Here is an 18,292-nt window from a genome sequence, read left to right as displayed (position 1 = left end):
GCCTTTCAGTCGGTGGCGGTCGTGGTGGTGGTGGGGTCGTGGGGGACGACGGCGTTGTCGGCGGCGGCCGCGGTGGTGGCCGGGTAGAGGGCGGTGATCAGCGCTAGGCCCAGGAGCGCGCCGAGGATTTGGCCGGTGATGAATCCGGGCGCGGAGGCGGGGGCGATTCCGGCGAAGGTGTCGGTGAAGACGCGCCCGATGGTGACGGCGGGGTTGGCGAAGGAGGTGGAGCTGGTGAACCAGTAGGCCGCCCCGATGTAGGCGGCGACTGCCGCGGCCGAGAGCGCGGCGCGTCCGGAGCGGGCGAGGGCGAAGATGACCGCGATGAGTCCGGCGGTGGCGACGACTTCACCGAGTAGGTGGCCGCTGGTGAGGCGGTGATGGGTGGAGATCTGTAGCGCGGGTTGGTCGAACATGGCGTGGGCGCCGATTGCGCCGAGAACGGCGCCGAAGGTTTGGGCGGCGAGGTAGCCGCTGAGGTCGCGGCCGGTCAGTCCGGTGCCGTGGCGGCGGCCCAGTAGCCAGTCCGCGGCGGAGACGGCGGGGTTGAAGTGCGCGCCGGAGACCGGTCCGAAGACCAGGATCAGCACCGCGAGCCCGAACACGGTCGCGGTGGAGTTCTCCAGCAGCTGCAATCCGGCATCGCCCGGGGAGAGTTGCTGGGCGGCGATGCCGGAGCCGACGACGACGGTGACCAGCAGTGCGGTGCCGACGAACTCCGCCAGCAACCGCCGTGCCCGGTCGGTCATCGGGAGACCGCCGCGGAGGTGGTGCTGTCGAGCAGCTGGGCCAGCTGGCGTAGTGCGGTGGGTTCGATGCGGTAGTAGACCCATGACCCGCGCCGCTGGTTACTGAGTAGTCCGGCTTCGCGCAGGACTTTCAGGTGGTGGGAGATGGTGGGTTGGCCGACGTCGAAGCCTGCGGAAATGTCGCAGACGCAGGCTTCCTGCCCGGCGTGGCCGGCGATCACCGACAGCAGCCGCAGCCGCACCGGGTCCGACAGGGCTTTGAAGACACCGGCGAGCTCGGTGGCGGCATCGGCGGTCAGCGGTTGGCGGACCAGGGGCGTGACCTCACACGAGGGTGAGGTCACGCCGATCAGCGGTAACTCCGGTTTCGACATGCATCGATATTGATGGATGTCGAAACCGTGGGCAAGCGAACACCTGGTGAACTCCCGGCCGCAGCCGCGCTATCGGTCAGCTGCAGCAGGTGGCGCCCGAGGCGATCGCTTCCTTCTTCGCCGCCGGGGTGCAGCACGCGCCCTCGGCGGCGGCGTCCTCGGCGCTGCCGCAGCAGGCCTGGACTGCTTCCGCGTCGGAAGGTGTGGCTGCGAGTTCGGGTGCGGTGCCGAAGGTTTCGCTGTCTGCCAGGACGGTGTAGACCTCCCAGCGTTCGGCGTCCGGTGCTGTCACCCAGACTTTGTCCTGCGTGGCGAAGCAACACGTGGTGGCGATCTGCTCTTCGGTGAACATCCCGGCTTGCGAGAGGCGGGCGATCTCGGCGTGTACCTGGCCGGACGTTTCGACCTCGACGCCGAGGTGGTTGACGCTGCCGCCGTGGCCGGGGTTCTCGATCAGCACGAGTTTCAGTGGTGGTTCGGTGACGGCGAAGTTGGCGTAGCCGGGCTTGCGCTTGGCGGGTTCGGTGCCGAACAGGGTCGAGTAGAACGCCACGGCTCGGTCGATGTCGTCGACGTTGAGGGCGAGTTGAATGCGGGACATGACTACCTCCACTTGTGTGACATATATCGAAGAACCGGTTCGGTGCCGAGTCTGCCACCTTTTCGACATATGTCAATGCCATGGGTAGGGTGGATCGCATGCCCAAGACGCTGCCCCTGATCGACATGTCCGCCCCGGTCTGCTGCACGCCGGTCGCGGCCGGGCCGATCGATGACGACGCCGCGCTGGCGGTGGCGCTGCGATTGAAAGCGATCGCCGACCCGGCGCGGGTCAAACTGCTGTCACTGCTGCTGACCAGCACCTCCGACGAGGAGAACGGCGGCGACCTCGCAGCGGCGGTCGGATTGTCGGAGTCCACGGTCAGCCATCACCTCGGCCAGCTGCGCAAGGCCGGGCTCGTGGCATCCGAACGCCGCGGCATGAATACCTTCCACCGCGCCCGCCGCGACGCTCTGGCGGCGCTGTGTGTGGTGCTCGACCCCAACTGCTGCCGCTGAATCACGTCCGTCGTCGGCGTCAGATCCTGGCCGGGCGGGCGCCGCGCCGCCGTGGCCGCAACTGGTAGAGGCGGTACCACGCCAGCGCGAGGAAGACGGCCGCGAGACCGGCGACGACTCCCATGTCGAGCAGCCAGGTGCCGAGGGTGTGTTTCCACAAGGGGTCCGGTCCACCATCGTGCGGCGAGAGGGTGTCGAGGTCGAGTGTGGCGGCTCCCGCACCGAACCCCCAGCGGGACGGCGAGAGGTAGGACAGTTGCTCGAGCACGGGTGTACCGGGTAGCCGCACCAGCCCGCCGGTAAGCACCAGTTGTGCCATGGACAGCACGATCAGCAGCGGCAGCGTCTTCTCCGAGGTGTTCACCGACACGGAGACCAGCAGGCCCATGGCCAGCGACGCGATGCCGAGCAACGCCATCGCCAGGATCAACTCCACCTCGGCCGAGGTGAAGATCCCTTTCGGCGGAAGACTCTCGCCGATGGTGCCGATCAGGAACAACACCGCCGCTTGAAGCACGGTGATCACGCCGAGGACCAGCAGTTTGGACATCAAATAGACCCCTGGCGACAGTCCTGCCGCGCGTTCTCTGCGGTAGATCGTCTGCTCCTTGACGATCTCGCGAATCGAGTTGCCGGTGCCGACGAAGCAGGCACCGAATACCAGGATCATGAGTTTGGTCGGGGCATCGGTGTTGGTCCCCGGCGCGCCGGTGAACCCTTCGCCCGAGGGCACCGCCGCGATCAACCCACCCAACAGCAACGGCATCACGCCCAGCAGCGCCAGATAGCTTCGATCCGAAGCGATGACCGCGAGGTATCGCCTGCACAATGTGCTGAGCTGGCTGAGCTTGGATTGCGGCGGGGGCGGGGGTGCCGGTGGGCGCTGGGTTTCCACCGGGCCGACGTCCTCGGTCGGTCCGACTGCCACGTAGTGCTGGAAGCGTGGGGATTCCCGGAATGCGGCGGCCCAGTCGCGGTCTTCCTCGCGGTCGAAGGCTTGAAACACTTCCGCCCAGCTGCGCTGCGCGAACTGCTGCAATCCTTCCGCGGGCGGCCCGTAGTAAGCCAGCCGGCCACCGGGCACCAGGACCAGCAGACGGTCGCAGGAATCGAGGTTCGCCACGCTGTGGGTGACGACGATGACCGTCCGCCCGTCATGGGCGAGTTCGGACAGCATCTCCATGACCGTCTTGTCCAGGCCGGGGTCGAGGCCGGAGGTCGGTTCGTCGAGGAACAGCAGCGACGGTTTGGTCAGCAGTTCCAGTGCGACGCTCACGCGTTTGCGTTGCCCACCGGAGAGTTGGTCGATGCGGGTGTCGGCGTGCCGCGTCAAACCGAGTTCCTCGAGGACCTCGTCGACCCGCTGTTCGCGCTCCTCGGGGCGCGTGTCACCGGGGAAGCGCAGTTCGGCGGCGTAGAGCAGCGCGCGCCGGGTCGGAAGCTGGTTGTGCAGGATGTCTTCCTGCGGCACCAGCCCGATGCGGTGCCGGAGTTCTTCGTAGTCGGTGTAGAGGTCGCGGCCGTCGTAGCGGACGGTGCCCTCCGTGGCGGGCCGCAACCCGGTGACCGCGCCCAGAAGCGTCGACTTACCAGCTCCGCTGGGGCCGATGACCCCGACGAGCGAGCGCTGCGGAATGGGGAATGTCACGTCGTCGAGGAGCACTTTGCCTTCGGGTGTCCGCACGATGAGATCCTGCACGCAGACCGAGATGTCGCCCGTGTCGACGGACTCGCGCAGTTCGTTGCCGACGAGCCGGTAGGTGGTGTGCCCCATGCCGATCAAGTCGTTCTCGGACAGATCGGCGGCGTCGACGCGGGAGCCGTTGAAGTAGGTGCCGTTGTGGCTGCCGAGGTCCACGACCCGATACCTGTCCTCGGCGATCATCCGCAGTTCGGCGTGATGACGCGAGACCATGAGGTCGGGCACGACGATGTCGTTGTCGGCGGCGCGCCCCATCCGCAGCGTGCCCGAGACGATCCGGACCACCGCGCTGGGGCGGGCGGCCGGAGGCGACGATCGCGACACTCGCCGAGGAAGGCCCGATTCGAACTGGGTGATCGTGGCTTCGTCATCGAGGTCGTAGCCGGGATCGGGGACGACCATCGTGTCCCCGCCACGATCGCCATCCGTCTCCGGCTCGGGGCCGGGTGGCGTTTCCAGCGAGCAGGCCAACTGCTCGCCGTCCATGGCATGTCCGAGCTGGAAGGTCTCGTCGTGGTCGATGAGCATTCGATCGACGCGGTGACCGTCGAAGAAGGTGCCATTGAGGCTGTGCGCGTCCTCGATTTCCCAACCGGCCGATCCCCGCTCCAAAACGGCATGCACAGAAGACACCCTCGGATCGGTGACGACGATGTCGGCGTCCGGATCACGGCCTACATGGTAGGAATTTCCGGCACGCAGCCGATAGACGCGTTCGCGCGTCTGCACTACGAGAACCGGCGACTCGGGGAATCCCGTGGAGGACCGCTTATCCGCCATAACGGGAGTATACGACCGCGCCGAACTGTCGCGGCGATAATCGGCCGCAACCATTCTGTTCCGGCGTCCGCTCCGGCCAGTCCGTACCGGTGCGTCATGCGCTTCTGACCAGCAAAAATGTAATCTCTAACTACAGAGTGTGACCGCGTTCGATCGCACCGAATCCGCAGCGAAGTCACTCGGAGACCGGACCCGAGAAAAGAACGGTGGAATTCGTATCACACAACCGGAGCAAGCCTGATACAAGATCGAAGCCGAATATATCCTAATTTGTTTCGTGCACCGAATTTTGTTACATCGATCTGCCCGGAGCCCGGCACGGCTGGTATCGAACGGACCGATCTGGAATGGTTCAGTCGGCCGAGAGTTTCACCACCGGATCGGGGCCCAGATCGGTGATGTAGACGTTGCCCGCCGAGTCGACCGCTACACCTTGGGGGTTCTTCAGGCCGGAAAACGGCAAGGGAGTCGGTGTCGACGCGCCTGCCGCCAACCTCACGACCCATTTGTTACCCCAGTCGACGACGTAAACATCTCCCGCCGTGTCGACCGCCAAGCCCTGGGGATCTTTGAGCCCGGTGAACGGCAACATGGACGGTGCGGACGCGCCTGCCGCCAACACCCTCACCTGCTCCGTACCCAATTCGGTGATGTAGACGTTGCCCGCCGAGTCGACCGCTACGCCATCGGGACCCTGGAGCCCGGTCAACGGCAGAGTCGTCGGCGCCGCCGCGCCCGCCGACAACTTCAGCACCCGGTCATTACCCCGGTCGGCAACGTAGACGTCTCCCGCGCTGTCGACCGCCACACCATGGGGATCCTTCAGGCCGGTGATCGGCAGGGGCGTCGGCGTCGACGCGCCTGCCGCCAATTTCAGCACCCGATCGTTACTCGTGTCGCTGACGTATACGTTGCCTGCAGTGTCGACCGCCATATCCTGGGGATTCTTCAGGCCGGTGATCGGTAGCGGGGTGGGCGTCGACGCGCCTGCCGCCAATTTCAGCACCCGATCGCTACCCATGTCGGTGATGTATACGTTGCCCGCTGGGTCGACCGCCACACCGGTGGGCAGGCTGACGCCGGTGAACGGCAGCGCAGTCTGTGCGGAGTAGCCCGGGGCGAGGGGTGTGGGCGAGGTGCCGCCGCCTGATTCCCGTTGGACACCGAGGACGACGGCTACGGCGGCGACCACCGCGACCGCGACCGCGGCGGCCAGCACCCCGGCGGTCTTGCGCGACAATCCGATTCGCCGCCCATGGCGCGTGGCAACGCCCACGGTGGGGGCGACCGGGGAATCGCCCACCGCGGCGCGGGCCGCCGCGGCCAGTTCGCGCACAGTCTGGTAGCGATCGCGGGGGTTTTTGGCCATTCCCTTGGCGATGACCGCATCGAACGCGGGCGGTACATCGGGTGTGGTGGTGCTGGGGCGCGGCGGCGGGGTGTGCAAATGATGGGCGAGCACACCCTGCATCCCGAATTCGCTCGCGAACGGCGGCCGCCCGGTCAGGCACTCGTACAGCACGCACGTCAACGCGTACACGTCCACCCGGGCGTCGGCCTTGACCTCCGCGCCGATCTCCTCCGGCGCCATGTAGGCGACGGTGCCGATGGTCTCGCCGGTCGCGGTCAGCGTACGGTCGTCGGCGGCGTGCGCGATCCCGAAGTCGATCAGGGAGGCGAACTCGTCCGCCCCCAGCAGGATATTGGTGGGTTTGACATCGCGGTGGACCAGTCCGGCGTCGTGGGCCGCCTGCAGCGCACCGGCCACCTGGGCGATGATCGCCACTGCCCGCCGCGGCGACAAGGCCCCTTCTCGCGTGATCAGCGTGCGCAGGTCGGTGCCCTCGATCAGCCGCATATTCAGATAGAGCCGACCGTCGATGTCGCCGAAGTCGTGGATGGGAATCACATGCGGCTCGGTCAACTGCGCCACCGCCCGGCACTCCCGGCGGAACCGCTCGCGTAACTGCTCGTCATCGGCGAAGCGCTCCGGCAGAACCTTCAGTGCCACCACCCGGTTGGTCAGCGAGTCATGCGCCCGCCACACCTGGCCCATGCCGCCCTGACCCAGCAGTGATAACAGCCGATAGCGTCCGAACACCTCGGCTGACCCCGGCCCCCGGGCGGTGTCCCCGCCACCCACTGTCGCGTCATTCATAGTGCCGTCCCGTGACCACTTGTCTGGCTAACGGCTTACTCGCTGCATCCCAACCCGCGCCCGCGAGCAGGTAGCTCCACCCTAGTCGATTCGGCCAGGCCAGACGCTCGTACTCGGGCGCTACATCGGTGTGCGCGCTTTCGAGATCAACGGCACACGATAGCGAGGGCTGCTCGAGAAATGCCGGGTCATGTGCCGTTGATCTGACCGCCGGCTCCGGAAACATCCCGGCACTGAGATCATCTGCCGTGACCGGGCCTGCGCCTACGCCGCAGCGAAAGGAGCACCACAGGCGATCCAGGTCGCCGACCGCTGGCATCTGTGGAATAACCTCGGCAGCGCCGTCGAACGCACCGTCGCCCGGCACCGTCGCTCGGACGCTTAGGCCGCGGAGCCGATCCGGACCGGGTCAACCTCATCGATTCTCGGGTTTTCTGTTCACCGGCCGGGTACGTGGATCTGGACGGGCAGTAGTTGCGGGCGTTTGGCAGTGCGGCCGTCGCCGGAGGATCGTCCGGTCGGGCGTCTTCCGAGCCAGGGGCCGAGGAAGGTTGCGGCCCAGCGGAGTTCGTTCAGCGCGGCGGCCGTGGTGTCGGGTTGCGGCGGTGGAGGTGAGAGTGGATGGGTCCAACTGTCGTCGGCGCCGGGCAGGCGGAGGGCGTGGGCGACGGCGTCGGCGATGCGTTGATGTCCTATCGGTCCGGCGTGCAGCCGGTCGGGGCTCCACAGTCGGGGGTCGGTGACGACGGCGTGGTCGGCGGTCTCGGCGACGATGACGCCGTAGTGGGCGGCGGATTGCCGGATGCGCTGATTGAGGGCAGTGACGCGGGCGCTGATCGGGCGGGCCAGGGGGGTGATGCGGGTGATGTCGGGCAGCGCGAGGGTGGCTACGGTGGCGCCCGCCGCGGTGAGGGCGGCGAACATCGCGTGCAGACGCGCGCCGATTTCGTCGGCGTCGAATCCGGGTCTCAGCAGGTCGTTGACCCCGACCAGGACGGTCGCGAGGTCGGGTTCCAGCGCGAGGGCCGCGGCGAGTTGTTCGGCGTGGACCTGGTGTGCGAGTTTGCCGCGTACGGCGAGGTTGGCGTAGCGCAGGTCGGGGTTGATCGCCGCGAGCCGCTCGGCGAGGCGGTCTGCCCAGCCCCGCAGCCCGGTCGCGTCGTCGCCGTCGCCTACTCCTTCGGTTTGGCTGTCACCCAGTGCGACATAGCGTGTGTAGGAGGCGGGGGTGGGTGGTTGTTCGCGTCCGGCCCCCACCGCGTTCTCGCTCTCAGAGGGCGGCTTCGCTGAGTGCCATGAGGTCGTTGTCGAGTCGGGACAGCACGACTCGGGTGGCGTCGAGTGTCGGCAGGACGGTGCGGGCGAAGAAGGCGGCGGTGGTGATCTTGCCCTGATAGAACGCTGCTTGCGGGCCGGTGATGCCCGCGGCCAGTGCTGCGGTGGCGACTTCTGCTTGCCGTAGCAGTTGCCAGCCGATGAGCAGGTCCCCAACGGCGAGCAGGAAGCGGACCGAACCGAGACCGATCTTGTAGAGCTCGGTGGGATTCTGCTGTGCCGCCATGAGATATCCGGTCATCGTGGTGGTCATGGTTTGGACGTTGGCCAGCGCGGTGCGCAACAGTTCGTGTTCCGGCGTTTCGGCTGCGTTCTCGATGAACTTTTCGATCTGGTTTGCGAGGTGGGCGAGTGCGGTGCCCTGGTCGCGGATTATTTTGCGGAAGAAGAAGTCCTGGGCCTGGATGGCGGTGGTGCCCTCATATAGGGAGTCGATCTTGGCGTCACGGATGTACTGCTCGATCGGGTAGTCCTGCAGGTAGCCCGATCCGCCCATCACTTGCAGTGATTCGGTCAGGTACTGGTAGGCGCGTTCGGAGCCGACGCCCTTGACGATCGGCAGCAGCAGGTCGTTGACTCGTGCGGCCAGGTCGGGATCGGCACCGGAGACCCGCTCGGCGACCATCGGATCCTGGTGCGCGGCGGTGTAGAGGTAGACCGCGCGCAGCCCTTCGGCGTAGGCCTTCTGCAGCAGCAGCGACCGCCGGATGTCGGGGTGGGCGATGATCGGCACCCGTGGGGCGTCTTTGTCGTCCTTGCGGGTCAGGTCCGGTCCTTGCACCCGTGTTCGTGCGTGGTCGAGCGCGTGCAGGTAGCCGGTGGACAGGGTGGCGATCGCTTTGGTGCCTACCATCATTCGCGCGTTTTCGATGATGCGGAACATCTGGGCGATGCCGGCGTTCTGGTCGCCGACCAGCCAGCCTTTGGCGGGGGTGCCGTGGGCGCCGAAGCTCAGTTCGCAGGTCGCGGAGACTTTCAGCCCCATCTTGTGCTCGACGTTGGTGACGAACACGCCGTTGCGCTCACCCAATTCGCCGGTGTCGGGGTCGAAGTGGATCTTGGGTACGAGGAACAGTGCCAGCCCTCTGGTGCCCGGGCCCGCGCCGTCCGGGCGTGCGAGGACCAGGTGGATGACGTTGTCGAACAGGTCGTCGGAGTCGGCGGAGCTGATGAATCGTTTGACGCCTTCCAGATGCCAGGAGCCGTCGGGCTGTGGGATCGCGCGGGTGCGGGCGGCCCCGACGTCGGAGCCGGCGTCGGGTTCGGTGAGCACCATAGTTCCGCCCCAGCCGTTCTCGACGGCGATCCGAGTGCGGCGGCGCTGGTCGTCGCTGCCCTTGTGGAACAGCGCGGCCGCGCTGGGCCCGAGGGCGTAGATGAACGCGGCCGGTTGCGCGCCGAGGATCATCTCGCCCAGTGCCCAGTACACCGCGCGCGGGACCGGTGTGCCGCCCAATTCGGGAGGTACGCCGATCTTCTCCCAGCCCAGTCCGCGCAGCGCCTTATAGGAACGCTTGAACGACTCCGGCAGGGTGACGGTGTGGGTGTCGGGGTCGAAGATCGGAGGGTGACGGTCGGCGTCGGCGAACGACGCGCCGAGCGGCCCTTCGGCCACCCGTCGCATGTTGTGGAGCATGGTCCGCACGGACTCGGTGTCGTGGTCGCCGAACGCGCCGCTGTCGAGCAGCGCATCGAGACCGAGCATTTCGAACAGGTTGAATTCGAGGTCGCGGACGTTGGCCCGGTAGTGGCCCGAGTTCACAGGTCGAGCTCCACATCGCTGATCGGGTAGGCCACACACGAGTGCGTGTAGCCGAAGCGTGCGTCCGACAGCCGCGGTTTGGCTTCCTCGGCGGTGTGCACCTCGCCCTTGAGAACGCGGATCCGGCACAGGCTGCATTCGCCGGAGCGGCAGGCGGCCTCGGGACGAATGCCGTTGTCCTCCAGCGCGTCCAGCAGTGGCCGGTTGCGGGGAGTGCGGAAGGAGGTGCTGCCGACGGTGACGGTGACTTCGGTTGCAGGGTCGGTTCCGGTCGGCCAGTGCGGTTGCGTGGTCGGGTCGCTGGGTGCGCCGTTGGCTTCGAAGCGGATGCGTTTGCGCGGGTGGCCCAGGGTGGTGAGCTGGTCGAGTGCGTAGGGGTAGAGCGCTTGCGGGCCACACACGTAGACCATGCGGCCGTCGAGCTTGCCGAGCAGTGTCGTGAGGGTGTCGGCGGTGAGGTAGCCGGCGGCCCCGGTCCAGTCGGGGGCGGGTTCGGCGATGACGTGGTCGACGTCGATGCCCGGGTGTGTGCGGGCGATGTCGTCGAGTTCGTCGCGGAAGATGATGTCACCGGCGTCGCGGGAGCCGTAGACGAGGTGGAAGGTGCGGTCCGAGCCCAGGTCGGCGATCTCGCGGATCATGCTCATCGCGGGCGCCACACCGGAGCCGCCGGCCAGGAACACCAAGTCGTCGCCGTGGAAGAGGGGGTTGTGGTGGAAGGTGCCCATCGGGCCGGTGGTGGTGAGCACCTGCCCGATCTCGACGCTGTCGATGAGCAGGTTGCTGAGGCGGCCGCCGGGGACGCGGCGCACGGTGAGGTCGTAGTGGTCGCGGCGGGTGGGAGGCGACGAGATCGCATAGGGGCGGCTGGTGCCGTCGAGGAAGACGTTGACGTACTGACCGGCCAGGAACGGCGGTAGCTCGACCCGGTCGAGCCCCTTCATCCGGAAGGTCTTGGTGGTCGCGGTCTCCTCGATGATCTCGGTGACGACCAGTTTCAGCCGTGTGGGGTGGTAGGTGTCGACGGTGGCGCGTGTCTCGGCGAGGTGGTCGCGAGTGTCGGGGATGCGGGTGTCGATCTCGGCGAGGATCTCAGCCGCGCCATCGAATCGTTCTGCGAGAGGGTGTTTCATCATCATGCTCCGAATTCAGGCGGCTTTGGCGCGCAGTAGGCGGCGGGCGACACGCGCGCCCGCTTCGAGGGTGGGCTGGAAGCCGCCGATCCCGGCCCAGGATCCGGCCAGATGCAGTCCGGGAACGTGGGTTTCGCGTTCGCTGTTGCGGAACAGCCAGCCCTCGGTGGAGTCCTGGTCGTAGCCATAGATCGCGCCGCCGGGGTGCCCGAGATACCGCATCATCGTCAACGGCGTTGCCACATCGACTTCCTCGATGGCGTCACGGATGCCGGGGGTGACGGTCTCGCACAGGTCCAACAGGGTTTGCGCGTAGGCGAACTTGGTGCGCGCGTACTCCGACGGGGAGACCTCGCGCCAGATGTCGGCGTACTGCAGCGTCATCAGGCTGACGTGGGTGGCACCGGCGGGGGCGAAGCCGATGGGCGCGACATCGTAGGAGGTGACGCAGATTCCGCGCGCGGGCGCGAACGATTTCCACGCCCGATAGGTGTGGTCGTCGTCGGTGTCGCGGTTGACGAAGGTGGTGCTGGTCGTGAATCCGAGCTCGGCCGGGGTGGCGTCCAGGCCCATGTGCAGCACGAACCCGGACACGCCGATGCGCCTGGTGGACAGATCGTCTCGCACCGCCGCGGGCACATCGATGCCTTCGAGCATGCCGTAGGTGGTCGGCAGCGACGCATTGGAGATCACGTCGAGCGCGGTGACCTCGGTGCCGTCGTCGAGGCGCACCCCGAACGCGCGCCCGCCCGCGGTGAGGATGGCCTCGACGCCGGTGTTGAACCGCACCTCGCCGCCGGCTTCGAGGAAGGCGTCGAGGATCGCGGTGGACATGGCCTGCGAGCCGCCGCGCACATGCCAGGGCTTGAACTCGAAGTAGGCGAACAGCGTCAACGCCAGATCCTGGAACCGCAGCTTCGACGGCGGCTGTCCGAGATAGGACCAGTAGGTGCCGAGTGCGAGCTTGATGCGAGCATCGTCGAAGTACTCATCGAGCACGTCCTTCAACGGCCGCAGCCCGTAGCGGAACAGCACCGGGTCGATCTGCTCGACCGGCATGCCGCGCATGGCCGCGATCTGCCAGAACGTCACCTGCTTGATCAGCTCGAAGAACCGCAGCACCCGGTCCTTGTTGCCCGGCGCCTGCTCGTCGAGCGCGTCGGCGGCGGCCTCCCAGTCCGCGGGCAGCGTGACGTCGAGCCGGCCGGGGATAACCGCCCGGTAGATGTCGTGCTCCTGCACGAACTCCAGTTTGTCGGCGATCCCGAGCTGGGCGAAAAGCCCTTCCCGCAGAGAGATCGGCTGACCCTGCACCCCGACCCCGGACAGCTGGTGCAAGGCGACCTCGAACTCGAAGCGCCCACGGCGGAACGAAGTTCCGCAGCCGCCGGGAATGTTGTGCCGCTCCAGCAGCAGCGTACGCACACCCGCGCGCTGGAGGGTAGCCGCGGCAGTGAGCCCGGCGTTGCCCGCGCCGATGACGATCGCGTCGTAGTCGCTCACGCCTGTGCCGCCTCTCCCGCGATCGCGGCGGTGGCTTCGGCCTTGATCTGCTCGAACTGCTCACCCATACGCGCGGCCAGTGCCTGGGCGGCCGAGAGCGGGCGCACCATGACCATGAAGTCGTCGATCTTGCCGTCGGCGTCGAAGTGCAGGAAGTCGCAGCCGGTCAGGGCCTTGCCGTCGACGGTCGCCTCGAACACGAAGGCGTGATCGCGCCCGCCTGCGTCGGCGATCTCGCGCACGTAGCGGAAGTCCTCGAAGACCCGGATCACTGCGCGCAGGATGGCCGCGGTGATCGCTTTGCCCGGGTACGGCTTGAACGCCACCGGGCTGGTGAACACCACATTCTCGGCCAGCAGCGCCTCGATCGCGGCCTCGTCACGGGCCTCCACCGCCACGCGGAAGGGATGCATATCCACTCCTCTCATAGACAATTAATTGCTTAGGTTACATTAACGGTATCGAGGTTGAGGCGTCGTGTCCAGTCTCCTTTGGGGTAGAAAGTTGAATAGTCTCTTCGCGTGCTAGATTGTCGGGATGGCGCTACGTAACGCGGTGTTGGCCGCACTGCTCGACGGCGAGGCATCCGGCTACGAGCTGGCCAAAAGCTTCGATGCCTCGGTGGCCAACTTCTGGATGGCGACCCCGCAGCAGCTGTACAAGGAGCTCGAACGCATGGCCGCCGAGGGGCTCATCGAGACCCGGGTGGTCCAGCAGGAGCGCCGCCCCAACAAGCGCCTGCACACCATCACTCCCGCCGGACGCGCCGCCCTGCACGAATTCATTCGCGCATCAGCCAGACCCACCGCCATCCGCGACGAGATGATGGTGAAGGTTCAGGGCATGGACAGCGAGGACGCGCCGGCGGTCCGCGCGTCGGTGGCCGAGAGACTGGAGTGGTCGCGGGCGAAACTGGCCCGGTACGAACGCCTGCGCACCCGGTTGCTCGACGGCCGCAGCGAACAGGCGTACCTTGCCGAGGCCGACCGAATCGGCCCCTATCTGACACTGCTGCGCGGAATCTCCTTCGAACAGGAGAACGTTCGCTGGGCCGAATTCACCCTGGCGGCGATCGACAAGCGCAGCGCCGCCCACACGTAGCGCTCGGCGTATCGCGGACTACGCTGCCGCCGAGACATATCTGGGTCCGGCGGCAGCGCCAGCGGTCAGCGCGTGGTCTCCAGCGATCGCAAGTCCTTGCGCAGGATCTTGCCGGTGATCGACTTCGGGATAGCGTCGACGAACGCGACGCGGCGGATCTTCTTGTGCGCAGCGACCCGTTCGGCGACAAAGTCGATGACCTGCGTGGCGGCGAGTCCGGTGCCGGCGCGCGGGACGACGAACGCCTTCGGAATCTCCTCGCCATCGGTGTCCTTGACGCCGATCACACCCGCGTCGGCGATATCGGGATGGGTCAACAACACCGCCTCGAGTTCGGCGGGAGCCACCTGGTACCCCTTGTATTTGATCAACTCCTTGGCTCGGTCCACCAGGTACACGACACCGTCGGCGTCTACGACCGCGATGTCGCCGGTGCGCAGGAACCCTTCGGCGTCGAACGCGTCGGCGCTCGCACTGTCGTTGCCGAAGTAGCCGCGCATCACATTGGGGCCCTTGCAGCACAGCTCGCCGGGAGCGCTGATACCGGTTGCGGGGATAGCGATCTCGGCGCCGGTGAGCGGGTCGACGAGTTTGCATTCGATGTTGGGCAGGGTGACTCCGATCGATCCCAGCGGCAGATCGAGGCGGTCCTCGGGGATGCCGTGGCTGGCCGGGCTCATCTCGGTCATCCCGTACCCCTGGTGGACCCGGCAGTCCAGCCGCTCCGCGAGCGCGTGGCCGAGATCAGCGTCCAGGGCGGCCGCGGCGGACATGACCACCCGCACACTCGACAGGTCGTAATCGGCCACGCGGGGATCCTTGGCCAGCGCCACGGCGATCGGCGGCGCGATCAACAGGTAGCTGCACCGATGTGTCGCGGTGATCCGCAGAAACTCCGTCAGCTCGAACCGGGGCATCGTGACCAGCGTGGCCCGCCGCCGCAGCGCGGTATTGAGAATCAGAGTCAGACCGTAGATGTGAAAGAACGGCAGCACGGCCGAGACCCGATCTGCGGCACCCAAGCGGGTCAGCGGTTCGACCTGGCAGATGTTGGCCACCAGATTCCGGTGCGTCAGCATCACCCCCTTCGGGTTGCCGGTTGTGCCCGACGAATACGGCAGCACCGCCAGGTGGGTGGCAGGATCGAAACTCACCGCGGGCGGCGCGGCTTTCGTCGCGAGCAGATCCGCCAGCGACGCATGACCTGGTGCGCCGTCGAGCACCACGATCCGTTCGGGCGCGATACCGGCCACCGTGGCCGCCGCCGCAGCCTGGGGCAGGAACAACGAGATCGTGAACAGGAACCGGGCCCCGGCATCGACGAGCTGCTTGGCGATCTCCTCGCTGGTGTAGAGCGCGTGCACCGTGGTCGCGGTACCGCCCGCCCGCAGCACGCCATGCAGCACAGCGGCGAAAGCGGGCACATTCGGCACATGCACCGCGACCACATCACCGATCCGCAACCCGCGCTCGGCCAACGCACCGGCCACCGCGTCGATCTGATCACGCAACACCCGGTAGGTGGTCTCGGCACCAGTCATTCCGTCCAGCAGCGCCGGCCGAGCCAGTTCGGCCTCGCTCAGGCCGTCGAACAGGAACTCATACAGGCTCACGACCGGGATGTCGACATCGGGATACGGGCTGGTAAAGCTCATGAAGCTGTCCTCGCGACTCGTCCGAACCCACGCGCCGGTGGCGCGGGTCACAACCCGACCGACTGTAGGGGCCACACAACCGATATTCAACTATTTGATTAGAAATAATTTTGACCGAATGATAGGCACATGCTTCCTCATGCGAACCCCTTCCACGCCGACGGCGACGACCACGGCGTACTCGTGCTCCACGGCTTCACCGGCTCACCGCTCGGAAAGTGACAGGAGTACGTGCGTGCGAGGTAGCAGGTTCAAGGCATTCGTGCTGACGCTGGTGGCGGTCCCGGCCGTGCTGCTGGCGAGTCCCGGCGGCACGAGTGCTGCCCATGCGGCGCCCAGCGGGTTTCCGAAGGGGGAGTTCCAGATCGTCAACGAGGCCACCGGGCGGTGCCTGGTCTACGTGCCGGGGGAGTACGAGGACTTCGGCGGCGATCGGGCTTACAACGAGCGGCACAACCAGAGCGGTCGCACGAAACCGCCCACCCTCGCCGTCCTCGACGGCTGCACCGGCGAAGAACGGCAACGTTGGTACGGCAAGGACAATCTGCTGATCAACGTCGACAACACCCACCCGGCCGGCCGCTTCGCCCTGACGGCGACAGAGGTCGAGGCCGGGCGCAACCAATACGGCGGCTACTACGACGAGTCTTCGGTGGGACTGACTGGAGCGGGCTCCACGCATGCAACCGAATGGAAGTTCGAGAACGGATACCTCTCTGTCCCCGATAACCCCGATATTCGAAGGCGTGATGACCTACACCACCGATGAGCGGCTGAAGCTGGAAGACCGCACCAACAACCCGCGACAGCGGTGGCGTCTCGAGCCCGTGAACAAGTAGAACCGCGCGGTGGGTGGCAACCCTACGGTCTGTCGCCCACCCGTCGCAGCCGGCCCGCCACCAGGTCGACAGAGACGGTTCGGCGCCATCAGCGGTCAAGGTGTTGGAGAACTGATCGATTCTCGACATCCCTCGGGTTTCACCCGTTGGAGGTGATGCATGTGCCCGGCAGGCGCTCATAGCCTGTTTGTGCATGGAGGAGATATGGGAGCCACCGTGCGGGACTGCCGCAAGCGGTGCCCGTTCGTCCGGCTCAGCCTGACACGGCTCGGGGGGCTCGCGTGATCTGGCCGGGTTCGTGTCGTCGATGGCAAGGCCCAGTACACGATCTTGTTGGAGGGGCAATGACCAGGACCGATCCACAGAACTTCACCACCCTGCTCGACACCATCGCCCAGCGCCGCATCGCCGGCGACGGCACAGCTTCGGCGAAGTCCTCCACTCACATCCCCGAGGTCCGAACGGCGGATGTTCCGCAAGAGGTCAAAGACGCCCTTCAACCCGCCGAAACCGGCATGCTGGACCAGCTCCGCCACACCGGCGCCACCGCGGCCTCAGAGGCTCAGCGCGTCCTCGCCGGTGACATCTCCGTCGATGAGTTCGAGAACCTGATCAGTCAACTGATGGACAGCGCCAGAACCCAGTTCCAACAGCTGCGGGACTCGACCGTGGCAAAGCTCAAAAGCCTCGGCAACCAGCACCCTGACTGGCAACAGAGGATCCTCTCCGTATTCCAAGCGGTCGAGGACCTTCTTATCGAGGTGCTGGGCAAGGAACTCGGCTTCCTCGACTCGCTGACGCCCCAGCAGGCAGGTCAGGTAAACGGATTCTTCAGCGGCCTCATGCGCCACCTCGACGACGCGTGGAGTCAGATCGTGGGGTGATACCAGCAGATCGCTGTTCGAGTTACCGCGCATAGCCTGCGGCTATATGCGGCAACTCCTTCTCGTCAATCTTCCCGGCCCCCTAGAGGTCCGTCACGACGCTGGGGTGTTGAGAAACGTTCGGTCTCGAACACCCCAGCGCCATCTGGCGGTGTGGTCCGGAAGTGTCGATTGTCGGAGTCCTGTTCAGCGCTGACCGGCAGAATCCTCTGCGGCTGAACCGTGGTGGTGCGCGGGTCGGCTCGGCGGGCGAGACCTTCGAGGTAGGTGCGCTGCAGCGGGGTCAGTGCCGGTGTGTTCGCCAGCGCGTCGAGGACCGGTGTCGAGGGTGCCAGGCGGCCCTGTTCGATGCGGTTGTAGTAATCCCGGCTGATCGCGGCATGGGTGGCGACTTCCACTCGCCGCAGCCCAGGCACGCGCCTGGTGCCGTGCTCGGGCGCGGGCAGACCGAGCACGGTCGGGTCGAGCTCCCCGCGCCGCGCCCTCGAGAACTGGCCCAGCTCCTCGAGGTGCGGGTCTTGGTGCTCACCTCAGCCATTGTCGCCCACCGTGGCGCGGTGAACCAATCCCGGAAGGGCCCGGGCGAGTTTCGGGAAAGTGGACACGATGAGCCTGGCCTAGGCCATGTCTCCCAATGATTTTCGCCATTCGACGGTGAGGGCGATGGCTTCCTTGTGCTGTCGGCGTGGGCTCGGCGATCAGGCGAACAACTTCGGCCGCACCTGGCGCGCGGCGCGCGGGGACAACTTCGCGTGGGTGACCCCGCGTACGTTCCGCAAAGGCGCGGCCACCGCGGTCGACCACGCCTACGGCGACCCCGAGCGCGCCGCGCGTCAGCCGGGTAACACCCGCGCGGTGGCCAAGGCGCACTACATCGACGTCCCGGAGACCGTTCCGGACAATCGGGACGTGCTCGAGCGGTGGGCTAGAGGCTCCACAAGCCCGAAAATGTGAGATTTCTGTGAGAACCGCTCGAATCCGGCCCTGCCGCATGAACGAGAAAACCCCTTCCGACACTGGTCGGAGGGGGTTTCCGTTGTCGGGCTGACAGGATTTGAACCTGCGACCACTTGACCCCCAGGAATGGCGATCCATCGTCCGGGCACGTCGCGCACGTTGTGCGTGGGGCTCGAAACCCCTGGGGCTCCGTGGATTCGGCTGGCACGCAGGACGTGTGGTCCCCAATTGGTCCCCACATCGTCAGGCACGAGCGCGGGCAGGGGCAGCGTGGACCGAGCGGTGATCCAGCGGTTGTCTT

At 66.6% G+C, this 18,292-nt stretch carries 17 protein-coding genes; 5 read left to right on the top strand and 12 right to left on the bottom strand.

All coding sequences use genetic code 11. The features are described from left to right. Positions 1-5: 5 nt before the first annotated feature. The 3 genes from ABZ803_RS19415 to ABZ803_RS19405 form a co-directional block, all read right to left on the bottom strand. Positions 6-749 carry an MIP/aquaporin family protein gene (locus ABZ803_RS19415; RefSeq protein ID WP_357039727.1) on the bottom strand — a complete coding sequence of 248 codons (744 nt, stop codon included), beginning with the start codon at positions 747-749 and terminating at the stop codon, positions 6-8. After that, positions 746-1,123 carry a metalloregulator ArsR/SmtB family transcription factor gene (locus ABZ803_RS19410; RefSeq protein WP_357039724.1) on the bottom strand — a complete coding sequence of 126 codons (378 nt, stop codon included), beginning with the start codon at positions 1,121-1,123 and terminating at the stop codon, positions 746-748. Before ABZ803_RS19410 ends, ABZ803_RS19415 begins: the two co-directional genes overlap by 4 nt. A gap of 76 nt (positions 1,124-1,199) precedes the next feature. Then, positions 1,200-1,724: an ArsI/CadI family heavy metal resistance metalloenzyme gene (locus ABZ803_RS19405; RefSeq protein WP_357039721.1), complete on the bottom strand. Its 525-nt coding sequence runs from the start codon at positions 1,722-1,724 to the stop codon at positions 1,200-1,202. Positions 1,725-1,822: 98 nt separating this feature from the next. Between ABZ803_RS19405 and ABZ803_RS19400 the strand changes: the two genes are divergently transcribed. Then, positions 1,823-2,182 carry an Rv2640c family ArsR-like transcriptional regulator gene (locus ABZ803_RS19400; RefSeq protein WP_357039718.1) on the top strand — a complete coding sequence of 120 codons (360 nt, stop codon included), beginning with the start codon at positions 1,823-1,825 and terminating at the stop codon, positions 2,180-2,182. Between the two features lie 19 nt (positions 2,183-2,201). Here ABZ803_RS19400 and ABZ803_RS19395 read toward each other — a convergent pair whose 3' ends face one another. The 7 genes from ABZ803_RS19395 to ABZ803_RS19365 form a co-directional block, all read right to left on the bottom strand. After that, positions 2,202-4,664 carry an FHA domain-containing protein gene (locus tag ABZ803_RS19395; RefSeq protein ID WP_357039715.1) on the bottom strand — a complete coding sequence of 821 codons (2,463 nt, stop codon included), beginning with the start codon at positions 4,662-4,664 and terminating at the stop codon, positions 2,202-2,204. 352 nt (positions 4,665-5,016) lie between these two features. After that, positions 5,017-6,822: a serine/threonine-protein kinase PknD gene (locus ABZ803_RS19390; protein ID WP_357039712.1), complete on the bottom strand. Its 1,806-nt coding sequence runs from the start codon at positions 6,820-6,822 to the stop codon at positions 5,017-5,019. 438 nt (positions 6,823-7,260) lie between these two features. Then, positions 7,261-8,079: an SGNH/GDSL hydrolase family protein gene (locus tag ABZ803_RS19385; RefSeq protein ID WP_357039709.1), complete on the bottom strand. Its 819-nt coding sequence runs from the start codon at positions 8,077-8,079 to the stop codon at positions 7,261-7,263. A 13-nt stretch (positions 8,080-8,092) separates the two neighbouring features. After that, positions 8,093-9,919 (bottom strand): acyl-CoA dehydrogenase, encoded by a 1,827-nt coding sequence (locus ABZ803_RS19380; protein WP_357039706.1) that lies wholly within the window; start codon positions 9,917-9,919, stop codon positions 8,093-8,095. Next, the gene (locus tag ABZ803_RS19375; RefSeq protein WP_357039704.1) at positions 9,916-11,052 is read right to left on the bottom strand and encodes an FAD-binding oxidoreductase; all 1,137 of its coding nucleotides are present in this window, start codon (positions 11,050-11,052) and stop codon (positions 9,916-9,918) included. The genes ABZ803_RS19380 and ABZ803_RS19375 overlap by 4 nt, the downstream gene beginning before the upstream one ends. A 15-nt stretch (positions 11,053-11,067) precedes the next feature. Then, positions 11,068-12,555: an NAD(P)/FAD-dependent oxidoreductase gene (locus ABZ803_RS19370; RefSeq protein ID WP_357039701.1), complete on the bottom strand. Its 1,488-nt coding sequence runs from the start codon at positions 12,553-12,555 to the stop codon at positions 11,068-11,070. Beyond that, positions 12,552-12,968, bottom strand: coding sequence for a nuclear transport factor 2 family protein (locus ABZ803_RS19365; RefSeq protein WP_357039698.1), 417 nt, complete (start codon positions 12,966-12,968; stop codon positions 12,552-12,554). Before ABZ803_RS19365 ends, ABZ803_RS19370 begins: the two co-directional genes overlap by 4 nt. Positions 12,969-13,092: 124 nt before the next feature. Here ABZ803_RS19365 and ABZ803_RS19360 point away from each other — a divergent pair, with 124 nt between their 5' ends. Continuing rightward, on the top strand, positions 13,093-13,656 hold the full coding sequence (locus tag ABZ803_RS19360; protein ID WP_357039695.1) for a PadR family transcriptional regulator: 564 nt from the start codon (positions 13,093-13,095) through the stop codon (positions 13,654-13,656). Between the two features lie 65 nt (positions 13,657-13,721). On the opposite strand, the gene ABZ803_RS19355 is transcribed toward ABZ803_RS19360, so the two are convergent. Beyond that, positions 13,722-15,311 (bottom strand): AMP-binding protein, encoded by a 1,590-nt coding sequence (locus ABZ803_RS19355; protein ID WP_357039692.1) that lies wholly within the window; start codon positions 15,309-15,311, stop codon positions 13,722-13,724. Positions 15,312-15,573: 262 nt separating this feature from the next. On the opposite strand from ABZ803_RS19355, the gene ABZ803_RS19350 reads away from it, so the two are divergent. Beyond that, positions 15,574-16,080 (top strand): hypothetical protein, encoded by a 507-nt coding sequence (locus ABZ803_RS19350; protein WP_357039690.1) that lies wholly within the window; start codon positions 15,574-15,576, stop codon positions 16,078-16,080. A gap of 414 nt (positions 16,081-16,494) precedes the next feature. Then, positions 16,495-17,034 carry a hypothetical protein gene (locus ABZ803_RS19345; protein ID WP_357039687.1) on the top strand — a complete coding sequence of 180 codons (540 nt, stop codon included), beginning with the start codon at positions 16,495-16,497 and terminating at the stop codon, positions 17,032-17,034. A 65-nt stretch (positions 17,035-17,099) separates the two neighbouring features. Here ABZ803_RS19345 and ABZ803_RS19340 read toward each other — a convergent pair whose 3' ends face one another. Continuing rightward, complete coding sequence (locus ABZ803_RS19340) at positions 17,100-17,534, bottom strand: helix-turn-helix transcriptional regulator (RefSeq protein ID WP_357039944.1); 435 nt, start codon at positions 17,532-17,534, stop codon at positions 17,100-17,102. Between the two features lie 163 nt (positions 17,535-17,697). Here ABZ803_RS19340 and ABZ803_RS19335 point away from each other — a divergent pair, with 163 nt between their 5' ends. Then, the gene (locus tag ABZ803_RS19335; protein ID WP_357039684.1) at positions 17,698-17,988 is read left to right on the top strand and encodes a hypothetical protein; all 291 of its coding nucleotides are present in this window, start codon (positions 17,698-17,700) and stop codon (positions 17,986-17,988) included. Positions 17,989-18,292 lie beyond the last annotated feature (304 nt).

It is taken from the genome of Nocardia sp. NPDC047648 (assembly GCF_040642815.1).
In the GTDB taxonomy this organism is placed as follows: domain Bacteria; phylum Actinomycetota; class Actinomycetes; order Mycobacteriales; family Mycobacteriaceae; genus Nocardia; species Nocardia gamkensis.
The sequence above is the reverse complement of the archived record's forward strand: the minus strand, read 5'-3'. Positions and strand labels throughout refer to the sequence as shown.

Coding starts and splice junctions, on each gene's coding strand:
- ABZ803_RS19400 (WP_357039718.1), top strand. CDS start 1,823: ATGCCCAAGACGCTGCCCCTGATCGACATGTCCGCCCCGGTCTGCTGC.
- ABZ803_RS19410 (WP_357039724.1), bottom strand. CDS start 1,123: ATGTCGAAACCGGAGTTACCGCTGATCGGCGTGACCTCACCCTCGTGT.
- ABZ803_RS19355 (WP_357039692.1), bottom strand. CDS start 15,311: ATGAGCTTTACCAGCCCGTATCCCGATGTCGACATCCCGGTCGTGAGC.
- ABZ803_RS19375 (WP_357039704.1), bottom strand. CDS start 11,052: ATGAAACACCCTCTCGCAGAACGATTCGATGGCGCGGCTGAGATCCTC.
- ABZ803_RS19345 (WP_357039687.1), top strand. CDS start 16,495: ATGACCAGGACCGATCCACAGAACTTCACCACCCTGCTCGACACCATC.
- ABZ803_RS19390 (WP_357039712.1), bottom strand. CDS start 6,822: ATGAATGACGCGACAGTGGGTGGCGGGGACACCGCCCGGGGGCCGGGG.
- ABZ803_RS19405 (WP_357039721.1), bottom strand. CDS start 1,724: ATGTCCCGCATTCAACTCGCCCTCAACGTCGACGACATCGACCGAGCC.
- ABZ803_RS19335 (WP_357039684.1), top strand. CDS start 17,698: ATGGCTTCCTTGTGCTGTCGGCGTGGGCTCGGCGATCAGGCGAACAAC.
- ABZ803_RS19360 (WP_357039695.1), top strand. CDS start 13,093: ATGGCGCTACGTAACGCGGTGTTGGCCGCACTGCTCGACGGCGAGGCA.
- ABZ803_RS19365 (WP_357039698.1), bottom strand. CDS start 12,968: ATGCATCCCTTCCGCGTGGCGGTGGAGGCCCGTGACGAGGCCGCGATC.
- ABZ803_RS19395 (WP_357039715.1), bottom strand. CDS start 4,664: ATGGCGGATAAGCGGTCCTCCACGGGATTCCCCGAGTCGCCGGTTCTC.
- ABZ803_RS19415 (WP_357039727.1), bottom strand. CDS start 749: ATGACCGACCGGGCACGGCGGTTGCTGGCGGAGTTCGTCGGCACCGCA.